A 14,001-nucleotide genomic window follows, 5' to 3' on the forward strand; every position below is an offset into this window, starting at 1 on the left:
TCGACCACGGAAATAAGGTGATAGTCCCCCAGTCGTGCTATTAATTAAAAACCGATTTCGCCCACTATAACGCTGCGACAAAAATTGCTAACCACAAAAAACGAAATAGCATTGCCATAAATAACATAAGTTATTTACGTCAGTAATCGGCGTAATAATTCCTTATTTTCGATCAATGATACCCATTTCCGCTTATGCTTTTTATGGCGTTATTTCTGCGTCGGCACGGGTGACCGATGATGATGAATTCCGCTGGCAATAGGCGCAACGAGGATGTGGCGCTATTTCTGTCCAGGCAAACAGCAGCGGAAGCCTCGCCGCCCTTCAGCCCGGATGCGCTGGGGTATAAAGTGATGGGCAAATGTTTGCCACCACCAGTATACAGGCGAAGGCGATCATGCCCTCGATACTGAACAAATAGGGAAATGAACGGTGAGCGCGCGGCCAGTTCCGGCTAACCAAAAACACCCCGGCCAGCAATATCAGCGGCAACAGATAACGCAGCAGGTTTCCAACGCCTCAGCGCCGGGAGGAATGCCTGGCTGCTGATTGGCCGCCTGCAGCACTTGTGCCCCATCACCTAATGACCAGTGGCATAGCAGGCGGATCGCGCTGCTATTGAGTTTAAAATAGTGACCGCTAATGGCATCTGCCAGCATCCATTGCGGCGACCCCTCCAGCGCTGGTGCGGCAGCGGAGATCTGCAGATTCAGCCAGCTGGGCTGAATGACATTGCTCTTCCCGGCATGCTGGCCGGTGATCAGCTGTTTCGCCGCGCGTTCAATAAACAAAGCGATTTGAGCGGTTTTTATTGGCGGATAAAACCGTCGCCATGAGTCCTGGCGATCAAATACAATCGGTTAGGCCGTTCGATAAATAACAGGCGGGTAATAGCATCGAAAGAATAAATCGTGAGGTTAACTCTGGGTCGGCTGGCAGATAATCCGCGCCGCGGCGCGGATGAGTTAATGCAGACAATTAAGGTCGTGCCGCTGAACCATCCGGCAGACGTGCATTGGTCCAGTCCGGCAGACCACCGATAACCGGATAGCGCCGCGCTTTTTCTTCATCAATATCCACGCCCAGCCCCGGGCGGTCGCTGAGATAAGCGTAACCACGATCGATTTCAGGACAACCCGGGAACACTTCCATTAGCGCATCATTAACCGGCGTGTATTCCTGAATACCAAAGTTAGTCACACTCATATCCAGATGCATATTTGCCGCCACCCCTACCGGTGAGATATCCCCCGGGCCATGCCATGCGGTGCGCACGCCGTGGATTTCGGCATAGGTCGCCAGTTTCTTCGCCGGCGTGATGCCGCCGATAGTACTGACATGGCAACGAATATAATCGATCAGTTGCTGCTGAATCAGCGGTTTCCATTCGTTAACGTGGGTAAACAGCTCACCCATTGAAATCGGCGTGCTGCTTTGCGCCCGGATCATTTTTAACCAGTCGAGATTTTCCGGCGCCACCGGATCCTCAAGGAAAAATAGCTGATAGGCTTCCAGACTTTTCGCCAGCTGTACCGATGCCACCGGGGTAATACGTTCATGTACATCGTGAATAAACTCCACGCCAAAGCCGAGCTTATTACGTAAGTGATCAAACAGCCGTGGCACCGCACGCGCATAGGCGTCAGGGTCAAAATAGATACCCGGGGTCTGGTGGCGCGGCGACACCTTTGGCTGAATATTGCGCGCCCGCGCCAGTTTACCGGCAATCAGTTTCAGATCCTCGGTGCCGGCACCGCCATACATTCCCATCTGACAACGTACATACTGGTAGCCCTCTTCCATGCGCGCGCGAATATTATCTTCCACTTCCACTTCATCGGCGCCGTCGCAATGACGATAGAGGGCAATACCGTCACGGCACTTACCGCCCAGCAGCTGATACACCGGCAGGCCAGCGACTTTGCCTTTAATATCCCACAACGCCATATCAATGCCTGACAAGGCGTTGTTCATCACCGGTCCGCTACGCCAGTAACCGCTGACCGCCGCCGACTGCCAGATATCTTCATTGCGTAAGGGATCTTTCCCCAGCAGAAACGGTTTCATATAGTTTTCAATCGCCGCTTCTACCGCGAAGATACGCTGGGTAAAAGTTGCGCATCCCAGCCCATACAGCCCGGGCTGATTAGTTTCCACTTTTACCACCACCAGGTCGATGCCGCCTGGCGCAGTAAGCAGCGCTTTTACATTGGTGATTTTCAACGTTTCCATAGCGATCTCCGGATAAACAGAATCATGTATGATGTCCTACAAGTTCAGAGCAAATAAAAGCCTTTTTACAAGGCTTTTACGAGGAATTATTTATCAATCCGTTTCGCTTCTCCGATAGCATCCAGATTATGTGCCATCGCGCGATTCAGGGTTTCACGGGCGGTGCTTGCATCACGGTTTTTCAACGACATAAACACTTTAATATGCGCTTCCACGCTCTCCAGCGTGATCCCCAGCACCCGGTTGAGCTCTTCAAGGTAGTGAATATAAATATTTTTTAGCGACTCCATCACATGGATAAACACTTTGTTATGGGAGGCTTTAACAATCGCCAGGTGAAAATCGTAGTCAGCCTGCGAGTATTTTTTATAGTCATCTTTACTCACCAGCATACGATTCAGCGCCTGCTCCAGCTGCCTGATATCAGCATCGGTCGCGTTATTTACCGCCAGCTCCATACAGCGGAACTCCACCGTCTGGCGAAACACCCGCATATCTTCAAACTCTTCCTGTGACAGATGCAAAATCGGCTGGTTATCGTTAAAGGCGTCATAACGGGCAATATCGCGCGTCACCCAGGTGCCCTTCCCCTGATGGGTGATCACCACCCCAAGGTCACGCAGTTTCTGAACCGCGCTGCGCACACTCACCCGACTGACATTAAACGTGGCTGCCAGCTCTGCCTCGGACGGCAACTTACAGCCCGGATCCCAGACACTATTCTGGATATTTTGCTTCATTTGTTCATAGATAACGTCTACGACGTTATGCTTTTGCACGCTTTCCAGAGTCACGTTATTCCTTAATCTGCGGTCAGGCTGGCTGTTATCTTACCGCTTTGCCCGTGTTTTGCTTACTGTAAAGCATAAATGGCAGCGGGAGTAAGTAGACTATTCAGACCCTGTCCTACAAGTAAGCGCTATTTTTAGCATTGTCATTTACCCGTTGGCAAGGCTTTATTACAGCCATTTTTATTTTGTGAAGAACGTCACACTTAACAGTTAAGTTAATGTTTTAAAGGAATTAATTTAAGTTACCCGCATAACATACAGTGGATATTTGTGACCTGTGCGACATTTTTTTTATCTTCATATTGCTCATTATCCTTTCATCACGTAAATCTAAATACCACAACTTGTTAGTCATGTTACATGATTACTATCTGGAGCCATTATGCCTTCCCTCTTCTCTCTTGCCGGTAAAACCGCGCTGATTACCGGTTCAACACGCGGCCTTGGATTCGCCTACGCCCGGGGCCTGGCGCAGGCCGGTGCTGCGGTCATTATTAACGGCACTCAGGCGGAACATATGCAAAGCGCGCTGGCCGCACTGGAAACCCAGGGAGCCAGCGCACGCGGCTTTCTGTTTAACGTTGCCGATGAAGCGGCGGTCGAAGCCGTGTTTAAGCAACTTGATGAAGAAAATGTGCACGTGGACATTGTGATTAATAATGCCGGGATCCAGTTCCGCAAACCGATGCTGGAACTGGCGCTCAGCGACTGGCAACGGGTACTGGACGTTAACCTGACCAGCGCTTTTCTGATTGCCCGCACCGCGGCGCGACGCATGGTGGCGCGGCAGCGTGGCGGCAAAATCATTAATATTGGTTCTCTGACCAGCGAGGCCGCCCGGGCCACGGTGGCGCCGTACACCGCCGCGAAAGGGGGAATTAAGCTGCTGACCAAATCCATGGCGGCAGAGTGGGCGCAATACAATATTCAGTCTAACGCCATCGGTCCGGGCTATATCCTGACCGATATGAATCAGGCGCTGGTGGATAACCGCGAGTTTGATCAGTGGGTCCGCAACAGCAATCCATCAGGTCGCTGGGGTAAACCCGAAGAGCTAATCGGCACCGCCATCTACCTGGCATCAGAAGCGTCAAATTATGTGAACGGCCAGATTATTTACGTCGATGGCGGCTGGCTGGCCACGCTGTAACCGGTTTCGGCGGCTGATAACCACAAAGCACTAATGCCGCCTGAAACGCCGACCCTTACCCGCAGCTGAGCGCTAAGACTCGGCTTCGTACCCTACATACTGAGAAATCAGAGGTAAGCCCAATGAACCACACCATTGCAGGCAAATTACCGGCTATCCGCTGGGGGAAACTGATTCCCATCGCCTTTATTACTTACAGTCTTGCCTATCTCGATCGCGCCAACTACGGTTTTGGCGCGGCGGCCGGGCTGGCCGAAGATCTGAATATCACCCCGGCGATCTCCTCGCTGTTAGGCGCGCTATTTTTTCTCGGCTACTTCTTTTTCCAGGTCCCTGGCGGCATTTACGCGGAAAAACATTCGGCCAGGAAACTGATTTTCTACAGTCTGATCCTCTGGGGATTACTGGCGGCCGCGACCGGCATGGTGCATAACATTGCATTGCTGGCGCTGATTCGCTTCCTGCTCGGCGTGGCCGAAAGCGTCGTCATGCCCGCGATGCTGATCTTTCTCAGCCACTGGTTTACCCGTGAGGAGCGCTCCAAAGCCAACACCTTTCTGTTTCTCGGTAATCCGATCACCGTATTGTGGATGTCGATTCTCTCCGGCTATCTGGTACAGGCGCTTGGCTGGCGCGGCATGTTTATTGTTGAAGGTGCGCCAGCCATTCTCTGGGCAGTGATTTGGTGGCTGGTGTATGCCGATCGTCCCCGCGATGCAAACTGGCTGACAGCGGCTGAAAAGGATCAGATCGAAACGGCGCTGGCCGCCGAGCAGCAGAGTATTAAACCGGTCAAAAACTACCGCGAAGCCTTTCGATCCGCCAAAGTGCTGGCGCTGGCCTTTATCCACTTCTTCTGGAATATCGGCATGTACGGTTTCATTATGTGGCTGCCCTCGATGCTGAAGACCGCGTCAGGTCTCGGCATTGTCGCCACCGGCTGGCTCTCCGCCGCGCCCTATTTGCTGGCGGTTCCTCTGATGCTGGCTGCCTCATGGTTTTCCGATAAGTATCAGCAAAGGAAGCTGATTGTGCTGTTGTTCCTCGGCCTTGGCGCGGTGTGCTTTATTGCCTCATTTAGCCTCGGCGCAACCCACTTCTGGCTCTCCTGGGGGCTGCTGGTGATTGCCGGCGGCGCGATGTACACCCCATACGGCCCGTTCTTTGCGGCCATTCCTGAAATGATCCCCCGTAACGTAGTCGCCGGCGCCATGTCGTTTGTTGTCTGCTTCGGCGCATTGGGATCATTCGTCGGCGCCTGGATTGTTGGTTACCTTAACGGACTGACCGGCAGTCCGGCAGCGTCGTATATCTTTATGGGCGGCTCTCTGGTGTTGGCGGTGCTACTGACGGCACTGACCGCTTTTACCAGCCCGCAGTCGGCGGCCCGTACACCTGACACCATTACAGCCTGGAAATGATCATGACGATAAAACCTACGCGTTCCCGCCTGACCATCCTGTTGATGCTGTTTGTGGTGACGGCAATCAATTATATGGACCGCGCCAATCTGGCCGTGGCGGGCTCACATATTCAGGGACAGTTTGAACTGTCGCCTACGCAACTGGGTCTGCTGTTTTCGATGTTTACCTGGTTCTACGCCATGAGCCAGATCCCGGTCGGTTATATTCTCGACCGGGTCGGCTCGCGCATTCTGTACGGTAGCGCCATTGTTCTCTGGAGCATCTTCACCTTTGCGATGGGGTTTTCCTCCCATCATCTGTTCGCGACCGCGACCTCCTCCTTTATTATGCTGCTGGTCTGTCGGGCGCTGATTGGTGTGGCGGAAGCCCCCTCTTTTCCTTCTAACACCAAAATTATTGCGAACTGGTTCCCGGACCACGAGCGCGCACGCGCCACGGCATTTTACTCCAGTGCGCAGTATATTGGTCTGGCGTTACTGACGCCGCTCCTGTCATTTATCGTGGCGGAATATGGCTGGGAGATGTCGTTTTATCTCTCCGGCGGCGTGGGCATTGTGTTTGGCATCTACTGGCTGATTGCCTATCGGGATCCGCAACACAGTAAAACCGCCAATGAAGCCGAACTGACATATATCCGCGAAGGCGGTGGTTACGGCTCAGCCAACCAGCAAGGTTTCAGCAGCCGAGTCAACTGGATCGATGTGAAACACGTGCTGCGTCAGCGCACCATCTGGGGGCTGTTTATCGCGCAGTTCGCCGCCTCTTCTACCCTCTACTTCTTCCTGACCTGGTTTATTGTCTATCTGGAAAAAGGACTTGGCCTGTCGATCGCCAAAGCCGGTATCGGCGCCATGTTCCCATACCTGATGGCGATGGCCGGGGTGCTGTGTGGCGGCACGCTAAGCGATATGCTGCTGAAAAAAGGCCGCTCGCGTACCTTTGCACGCAAACTGCCGGTAATGTCGGGTCTGCTGGTCACCACCTCTATTGCGCTGGTGAACTTTTTCCAGCAGAGCCCAACCATCGCGATTGCGATCCTTTCTGTCGCCTTCTTTGCCAATGCCTTCTCCAACCTCGGCTGGGTGGTGTGCAGTGATGTTATCCCACGTCATATGATTGGCACCCTCGGCGGCTTCCTGAATATTTTCGGTAACCTGTCGGGCATTATCAGTCCGATTGTTATCGGCGTGATCCTCCAGCATACCAACAACTTCCAGTACGCGATGTGGTATATCGCCGCCGTCGCGTTAATCGGTTTCCTCGCCTATCTGTTCCTCGTTGGCAAGATTGAAGTAATTGCCCTGCCGCATAGCAACAGCGCGGAAAAGAACCCGCAGGAACAGTTTAAAACACCGTCGAAAGCATAAGGATTTTCCATGAATCAGAGTAAAGAAATTATCGCCAGTGTCGTCAGCGCCGCCCATGAGGTGCGCAATGAACAGCGGACGCTGGAGTACAGCGATCAACAGGTGCTGGTTAAAGTTGAACGCGGTGGTATCTGTGGTTCCGATATCCATTATTTTCAGCACGGTCGCGCCGGGATGTCGGTACTAAAGCAGCCAATGATTATCGGCCATGAATTTGTCGGGCGCATTGCCGGGGCGCCAGCCGGCAGTGGGCTGCGGGTGGGCCAGGCGGTCGCCGTCAATCCTTCGCAACCCTGTAACCACTGTCAGCTCTGCCTCGAAGGGAAACAGAACCTGTGTCGTGAAATGCGCTTTATGGGCAGCGCGCAATTTTTCCCACATGTCAATGGCGGGTTTGCTAACTATGTCGCGGTCAATGCCTTTCAGTGCGTGCCCTACGCCGACGATGCGGACGCCAGGGTTATCGCCTTTGCCGAACCGCTGGCGGTAGCGATTCATGCTATTCGGCAGGCGGGCGATCTGGTCGGGAAAAAGGTGCTGGTCACCGGCTCCGGACCGATTGGTTGCCTGGTGATTGCTGCCGCCCTGGCGGCCGGTGCGGCGGAAATCGTGGCCACCGATATGAGTGAGCGTTGTCGTAAACTGGCACAGCAAATGGGCGCCACTGCGGCGGTCGATCCCACTGACCAGCAGATCACGGCAAAATGGCAGGAAAACGGCGGTTATTTTGATATCTGCTTTGAAGCTTCCGGCGCGGCGGCGGCGATCGCCTCAACCGTTGGTTTTACCCGGCCAAAAGGACGGATTGTACAACTCGGCATGGGCGCCGCCTCCACCGAGTTTCCGCTGGGCCCGCTGCTGGTGAAGGAGATCGAACTGGCCGGTTCATTCCGCTTTATCCACGAGTTTGAAACCGCTGTACGCTGGCTGGAAAGCGGACGTATTAATCCACTGCCGCTGCTGTCTGCCGAGTTTCCTCAGCAACAGTTGGTAGAAGCGCTGGAGACCGCCAGCGATAAAAATCTGGCGGCGAAAGTGCAGCTGGTATTTGCATAACAGGAAATCCGGCGAACGCAGTGCGCGCTGCGGCAGGGGAATATCATGACTCCCCTGCCGATAGCGGCCGTTACTGCGGCAACGCCACTAATGACTGCCGGCCAATCTCGCTAATTGATTTGGCGCCGGTCAGCGTCATTGCCACGCGCATCTCTTTTTCAAACAGCTCCAGCAGATTAATCACCCCGGCCTCACCGGCGGTGGCCAGCGCATAGACAAATGCCCGCCCCAGCAGCACGCTATCGGCGCCGAGGGCGATCATCCGGACCACATCCAGCCCGCTACGAATACCGGAATCAGCCAGAATGGTGATATCACCTTTTACCGCATCGGCAATAGCCGGCAAAGCGCGCGCAGTCGACAGCACGCCATCCAGCTGACGGCCGCCATGGTTAGAGACCACAATGCCGTCGGCGCCGAATTTCACCGCATCTTTCGCATCTTCTGCATCCAGAATCCCTTTGATAATCATCGGTCCTTTCCAGAACTCGCGGATCCACTCCAGATCCTGCCAGGATATTGACGGATCAAAGTTAGCGCCCAGCCAGCCAATATAATCTTCCAGGGTGGTCGGTTTACCGTGCCAGGCCGAGACATTGCCCAGATCGTGTGGTTTGCCATGCAGCCCAACATCCCATGCCCATTGCGGGTGCATCAGCGCCTGCAACATCCGCCGCGTAGCGGCACCCGGCCCGCTCATACCGGAGTGCGCATCACGATAGCGCGCGCCCGGCACCGGCATATCGACGGTAAAGACCAGCGTGGTAACCCCGGCGGCCTGGGCGCGCTCCAGCGCATGGCGCATAAAACCGCGATCCTTCAGCACATACAGCTGGAACCACATCGGACGACTGATAGCCGGGGCCACTTCCTCAATCGGACAGACGGATACCGTTGACAGGGTAAAGGGGATGCCTTTTGTCGCCGCGGCACGGGCAGCCTGCACCTCCCCGCGTCGTGCATACATGCCGGTCAGTCCGACCGGCCCCAGCACTACCGGCATCGCCAGCAGCTCGCCAAATAGCGTGGTTTCGAGGCTGAGATCCGCCATATTTTTCAGTACGCGCTGGCGTAGGGCGATATCGGCTAAATCGGCGGTATTACGTCTGAGGGTATGTTCGCTGTAGGCGCCGCCGTCAATATAATGAAACAAAAAAGGCGGCAGCCTGCGCTGCGCTGCCGCCCGGTAATCTGTTGATGCAGATATGATCATCGACTCTCCTGCGGTTAAGGGTGCGCTCGCTGGCGGAGGGCATAAGCAGCACCACCGCGAAACAGCATAAAGGTAAAGCACAGGCCGCCGGCAGCGTGGCCGGACGCACATGCCCCATTAGCCAGGTACTGAAAAAACGCCCGACCATAAAGCAAAACATCCCGACCGACCACAGGTAGGAGGCATTCTGACTGGAGAGGTGTTGCCAGTGCTCAGTAGTGTAGTTGATAAAAAAGACGCCGACGCCGACCTGCGCCGCAACATAAAAAAATTGCGCGATCACCCCATCGGTGAAATATCCATGTTGTCAAAGGTTTTTTTCATCGCCACGGCTCTGTTGCGCTTCCTGATCGCGGATATCCGTCTTTATCATCGCGCACCTGCCCGGTCATTGCTATGGCAGCATGTTCAGTAATCTGCATTACACGCCGCAGGCTATGCCGCACCGTTCGGAAACTGAGCATCTGGCGATTCTTAACGCGCTGGAGTCGCGCAATCCACGCGCCGCAAAAAAGGCAATGAAAGATCATCTGGATGCGGTAATTGAGATTTTTGCCCGCGGTGAGTAAACCGCCAGCGATCTGAACGACAAGGGAGCACGCTTTACCGTGCCACTCATTCGTGCGCAATATCAATAAATGTAATCATTCTCCGGTGATGTCTGCCTTTTTTAACTTTATTCGGCTAACCTTAATCAGTTGATAAGCAAAAGACTGTTGCCGATAAAAACCTACCAGCCGGGAATAACAGTATGCATGCCACCCATAGTGAAGCTTCGCGTTTCCGACTGTTTTCTGTCGTCTTGCTGCCCCTTGCCGTACTGCTGGCAGGAACCCTGCTCTCAGCGATCGCCGCGCTGACGCTGTACAATAATATTAAGATTAATGCGGAAACCGAGTTTAACCGCACGGTTGAACGGGTAGCAGGCGAGGTGAAATACCGCTTTACCCAGCCGGTATATGGTCTGAACGGCGCCCGGGGCACTTATGCTGCCGAACAAAATCTGACCCGCAGCCAGTTTAATGCCTATGTCGCCTCACGCAATCTGCCCGTTGAGTTTCCCGGCGTCAGAGGATTTGGTTTTATTCAGCGGGTTCAACGCAGTGATTTACCCGCGTTTCTGGCGGCAACCCGCGCCGATAATGCCCCGGCCTACCAACTGCGTCAGCTGCAGGATACCGACCATGATGATCTGTATTTGATCAAATATATCCAGCCGGTGATCGATAACCAGACGGCCGAAGGGCTGGATATTGGTTCCGAAAAGGTACGCCGCGAGGGGATCGAACGCGCCATTGATAGCGGTAAAGCCACCCTCTCCGGTACTATTCAGCTGGTGCAGAACAAGGCAAAAACCCCGGGAATGCTGCTGTTTGTGCCGGTCTATGATCACGGCGCGCGCCCGACAACCGTGGCCGAAAGGCGCAGCAAATTAGTCGGGGCGCTGTATGCGCCGTTAGTAATAGCCGATCTGCTGAAAGATATTCCGGAGTTTCTCTCCGGACTGGTGGATGTCGAATTATTTGACAGTCCAACGCTACATAATCTCCAGACATTGATTTTCGATGCCGATAACAGCATGTTATCCGGTGATGATCTGACGAAAAAGCATGACGACACCAGGCTGTCCGCGCGGGTATTTCACAGTAATCAGCAGATAGAAGTGCCGGGCCGGGTGATGACGCTGCGCGTCAGCAGTACCCCGCTGTTCGAAAATTTACTGAACTATTACTCGCCGTGGCTGCTGTTTGCTTTTGGAGTGTTACTGAGTGCCGCACTCGCGCTGCTGATCCGTCAGCAGGGCACCGGCCGCTACCGGGCCGAGTTGCTGGCATTAAATATGACTGCCGACCTGGAGCGTCTGGCGCTGGTGGCGCGCAATACCTCGAATGTGGTGATTATTACCGACGTCAGACGCCGGATTATCTGGGTGAATGAAGCCTTCGAACGGGTCACCGGCTACAGCGAGGAGCAGGCGCTGGGCGTCTCACCGGGGAAATTGCTGCAATGCGCGCAAACCGATCAACAGCAGGTGCTGGCGATGCGCCGCGCGCTGGATAAAGGCCAGGCCTTTAAAGGGGAAATCCTCAATCAGACGCGGTCGGGCCAGCAATACTGGGTGGAAATGGAAATTCAGCCGCGCTATGACCAGCAACAGACGCTGGTCGGCTTTATGGCGGTTGAGTCTGATATTACCCAGGCCAAAAATCTGCAGGCCAGCCTGACTATCGCCCGCAATCAGCTGATCAGGGCCGCGGATGTGGCGGAGCTGGGGATTTGGCTGTGGGATATCAAAGAGAACAGTATCACCTTCGATGAACGGATGAATGAGATCTATGATATCCCGGCCGAACTGCGGGCAGCGCCGGTCGCCTATGACTACTGGCGCAGCAAGATCCATCCGGAAGATATCGCCAGTGTCCATGAGCAATTCAATGCAGCCGTGCAGGGCAGCGGCGTGTTCCGTCAGATTTTCCGCATCGTGATCCGCGATAAAATCCATTTTATCGAATCTGCCGGTATGGTGGAGCATGATGAACTGGGCGAAGCCACTATCATGACCGGCATCAATCGTGATATCACGCAACAGCGTGAAGATGAGGAAACCTTAAGACAGGCCAGGCAGAGCGCCGACGAAGCGAACCAGGCGAAATCCGCCTTTCTCGCCAATATGAGCCATGAGTTGCGTACGCCAATGAACGCCATTCTTGGTATGCTGACCCTGCTGCGCAAAACCGATCTCACCCCCCGCCAGGCTGACTACGCGCAAAAAAGCGAGGCCGCCAGCCGCACGTTATTACACCTGCTGAACGATATTCTCGACTTTTCGAAAATTGAAGCCGGGAAGATGGAACTGGACCCGCATCCGTTCGATATCAATGAAATGCTGCGTGATCTGTCGGTGATCCTCTCGGGTAATGTCAAAGTGAAACCGGTGGAAATCCTGTTTGATATTGACCCGATCCTGCCGCAATACCTGCTTGGGGATAGTTTGTGCCTGCAGCAGATTCTGACCAATTTGACCAGCAATGCCCTTAAATTTACCGAACAGGGAGAAATCGTGCTGTTTATCGAGGTACTGCACTACGATAAACAGCAGGTCAGCTTACATATTGGCGTCAGGGATACCGGTATTGGTATTCTGCCGGAGCAACAGGGACGGATCTTTAAAGCGTTCGGCCAGGCGGAAGGTTCGATTACCCGACGTTTTGGCGGCACCGGACTGGGGCTGGTAATTAGCCAGCGTCTGGTGGCGCTGATGGGCGGCGAGCTGGCGATGGAAAGTCGGCCAGGCAAAGGCAGTCTGTTCCATTTTACCATCACTTTCCCGGTAGCTCCCCGCCCGGTCGGCAGCAGCGTGACGCTCACCTCACCGGCCCTGCACAGCGCTATCGCCTCGCTGCATTTACTGGTGATCGATGATAATCCGACGGCGGGCAAGTTAATTAAGAGAATGGGCGAATCCTTTGGCTGGGCGGTCGATGTGGCGTTGGACAATCAGCAGGCGCTGCAACTGCTGCAACAACAGAGCACCCAGGATCGGCATTACGGGGCGGTATTAATTGACTGGCAGATGCCATCCCTCGCCGGCGTGGAGACCATCAGGCAGATACGCCACTGGTTACCCGCCGCACTCGCTCCGTTGCTGGTGATGGTTGCCGCTCATAATCAGGAGACGCTGATGGAGCTGGATGCACAACTGCCGTCGCTGCTGGATGGTTTTCTGGTAAAACCGGTTACCGCATCAATGCTGCTTGACGCGATTTCGGATGCCTATAGCCAGCGCCAGCAGCCCGATAAACAGGCGATCGCAACCTCCGGGGTTAAACTGCTGCAGAGCGTAAAAATTCTGGTGGTGGAAGATAATCTCAACAACCAGCAGATTGCCTGCGAATTGCTGGAAGGCGAAGGGGCAATAATGACCATTGCCGGCGATGGTCAGCAGGCGATTAATCTGCTGACAGAAACGCCAGATGCTTTTGATGTGGTGCTGATGGATCTGCAAATGCCGGTAATGGATGGTCTGAGCGCAACCCGTTACATTCGCGAAACCCTGAATATCCAGGCATTGCCAATTATCGCCATGACGGCGAATGCCATGGCGGCGGATCGCGATGCCTGTCTGGCTGCCGGAATGAATGCTCATATCGGCAAACCGTTCGATGTGCGCCATCTGATCCAAACCCTGTGCAAATATACCGGCAGATCGCGTCCGGAGCCGGTCCAGGAACCGGTTATTGCCGCGCTTCCCGTCAGTCCGCTGAGCCGTTTTTCCGCCGAAACCAGTATTGATATCGACAGCGCCTTACGGCGGCTGGATGGCGATCGGGCACTGTATCAACAGATGTCCGGATTATTTCTTAAGGATCTGACCGATTTTCCCCAACGGCTACAGACGCTGACGGATAATGACGACCGGCAGGCGGCGGCGCGGCTATTACACAATATTAAAGGTATGGCTGCGCAGCTGGGGGCTAATCCACTCGCGCTTGCCGCCGCCAACGGTGAGCTGCAATTACTGACCTCCCCGCCGGTCACCGCAGAGGAGGTCCGCCAGTTAACCGTTAATATCAGTCAGCTGATGGCTACAGTCCATGCTCAGTTTGTTATACTGCTGGAGATGCTGGCGGAAACCCCCATAGCAGCCGCCCCTGCTGAACCACCTGACCGTAATCGCTTATCCCTGATCAAGCCGGTTAAATAAGCGGGAGTAACGAGGGCTGATTCTGATCTGACAGCGTTCCCCACCAGCGCCAGTGCGGGAATA

11 protein-coding genes and 1 pseudogene are annotated in these 14,001 nt (G+C 54.4%); 7 read left to right on the forward strand and 5 right to left on the reverse strand.

The features are described 5' to 3' along the window. Nucleotides 1–482: 482 nt before the first annotated feature. The 3 genes from JWF83_RS15660 to JWF83_RS15670 all read right to left on the reverse strand — a co-directional run bounded on the left by JWF83_RS15660 (nucleotide 483) and on the right by JWF83_RS15670 (nucleotide 3,026). Nucleotides 483–791, reverse strand: a complete 309-nt coding sequence (locus tag JWF83_RS15660) for a hypothetical protein (protein WP_413651269.1) — start codon at nucleotides 789–791, stop codon at nucleotides 483–485. 187 nt (nucleotides 792–978) lie between these two features. Next, complete coding sequence (locus tag JWF83_RS15665) at nucleotides 979–2,232, reverse strand: enolase C-terminal domain-like protein (protein WP_413651270.1); 1,254 nt, start codon at nucleotides 2,230–2,232, stop codon at nucleotides 979–981. 86 nt (nucleotides 2,233–2,318) lie between these two features. Then, on the reverse strand, nucleotides 2,319–3,026 hold the full coding sequence (locus JWF83_RS15670; RefSeq protein ID WP_413651272.1) for a FadR/GntR family transcriptional regulator: 708 nt from the start codon (nucleotides 3,024–3,026) through the stop codon (nucleotides 2,319–2,321). Between the two features lie 379 nt (nucleotides 3,027–3,405). Here JWF83_RS15670 and JWF83_RS15675 point away from each other — a divergent pair, with 379 nt between their 5' ends. The 4 genes from JWF83_RS15675 to idnD all read left to right on the forward strand — a co-directional run bounded on the left by JWF83_RS15675 (nucleotide 3,406) and on the right by idnD (nucleotide 8,020). Then, on the forward strand, nucleotides 3,406–4,173 hold the full coding sequence (locus JWF83_RS15675) for an SDR family oxidoreductase (protein ID WP_413651273.1): 768 nt from the start codon (nucleotides 3,406–3,408) through the stop codon (nucleotides 4,171–4,173). 122 nt (nucleotides 4,174–4,295) lie between these two features. Beyond that, nucleotides 4,296–5,594 (forward strand): MFS transporter, encoded by a 1,299-nt coding sequence (locus tag JWF83_RS15680; protein WP_413651275.1) that lies wholly within the window; start codon nucleotides 4,296–4,298, stop codon nucleotides 5,592–5,594. Nucleotides 5,595–5,602: 8 nt separating this feature from the next. After that, nucleotides 5,603–6,964: an MFS transporter gene (locus tag JWF83_RS15685; protein WP_413651500.1), complete on the forward strand. Its 1,362-nt coding sequence runs from the start codon at nucleotides 5,603–5,605 to the stop codon at nucleotides 6,962–6,964. A 9-nt stretch (nucleotides 6,965–6,973) separates the two neighbouring features. Beyond that, a complete protein-coding gene (gene idnD / locus JWF83_RS15690; RefSeq protein WP_413651276.1) occupies nucleotides 6,974–8,020 on the forward strand; it encodes an L-idonate 5-dehydrogenase in 1,047 nt (348 codons plus the stop codon). 70 nt (nucleotides 8,021–8,090) lie between these two features. Here the strand turns inward: idnD and lldD are convergent, their stop codons facing one another. Together lldD and JWF83_RS15700 are read right to left on the reverse strand one after the other, a co-directional pair. After that, nucleotides 8,091–9,233 carry an FMN-dependent L-lactate dehydrogenase LldD gene (lldD, locus tag JWF83_RS15695; RefSeq protein ID WP_413651277.1) on the reverse strand — a complete coding sequence of 381 codons (1,143 nt, stop codon included), beginning with the start codon at nucleotides 9,231–9,233 and terminating at the stop codon, nucleotides 8,091–8,093. Between the two features lie 73 nt (nucleotides 9,234–9,306). Beyond that, nucleotides 9,307–9,540 (reverse strand): annotated as a pseudogene (locus tag JWF83_RS15700) (glucose/galactose MFS transporter); the annotation flags it as partial. On the opposite strand from JWF83_RS15700, the gene JWF83_RS15705 reads away from it, so the two are divergent. The 3 genes from JWF83_RS15705 (at nucleotide 9,442) to JWF83_RS15715 (ending at nucleotide 13,938) form a co-directional block, all read left to right on the forward strand. Further along, a complete protein-coding gene (locus JWF83_RS15705) occupies nucleotides 9,442–9,648 on the forward strand; it encodes a hypothetical protein (protein ID WP_413651279.1) in 207 nt (68 codons plus the stop codon). The pseudogene JWF83_RS15700 and the gene JWF83_RS15705 overlap by 99 nt on opposite strands. Then, complete coding sequence (locus JWF83_RS15710; RefSeq protein WP_413651280.1) at nucleotides 9,638–9,802, forward strand: FCD domain-containing protein; 165 nt, start codon at nucleotides 9,638–9,640, stop codon at nucleotides 9,800–9,802. Before JWF83_RS15705 ends, JWF83_RS15710 begins: the two co-directional genes overlap by 11 nt. Nucleotides 9,803–9,984: 182 nt before the next feature. Continuing rightward, a complete protein-coding gene (locus JWF83_RS15715; protein WP_413651282.1) occupies nucleotides 9,985–13,938 on the forward strand; it encodes a CHASE domain-containing protein in 3,954 nt (1,317 codons plus the stop codon). The last annotated feature ends 63 nt before the right edge of the window (nucleotides 13,939–14,001 follow it).

The sequence above is a fragment of the Pantoea sp. B65 genome (assembly GCF_047308185.1).
Taxonomy (GTDB): Bacteria; Pseudomonadota; Gammaproteobacteria; order Enterobacterales; family Enterobacteriaceae; genus Erwinia.

Coding starts and splice junctions, on each gene's coding strand:
- JWF83_RS15665 (WP_413651270.1), bottom strand. CDS start 2,232: ATGGAAACGTTGAAAATCACCAATGTAAAAGCGCTGCTTACTGCGCCA.
- JWF83_RS15675 (WP_413651273.1), top strand. CDS start 3,406: ATGCCTTCCCTCTTCTCTCTTGCCGGTAAAACCGCGCTGATTACCGGT.
- JWF83_RS15680 (WP_413651275.1), top strand. CDS start 4,296: ATGAACCACACCATTGCAGGCAAATTACCGGCTATCCGCTGGGGGAAA.
- idnD (WP_413651276.1), top strand. CDS start 6,974: ATGAATCAGAGTAAAGAAATTATCGCCAGTGTCGTCAGCGCCGCCCAT.
- lldD (WP_413651277.1), bottom strand. CDS start 9,233: ATGATCATATCTGCATCAACAGATTACCGGGCGGCAGCGCAGCGCAGG.
- JWF83_RS15710 (WP_413651280.1), top strand. CDS start 9,638: ATGTTCAGTAATCTGCATTACACGCCGCAGGCTATGCCGCACCGTTCG.
- JWF83_RS15715 (WP_413651282.1), top strand. CDS start 9,985: ATGCATGCCACCCATAGTGAAGCTTCGCGTTTCCGACTGTTTTCTGTC.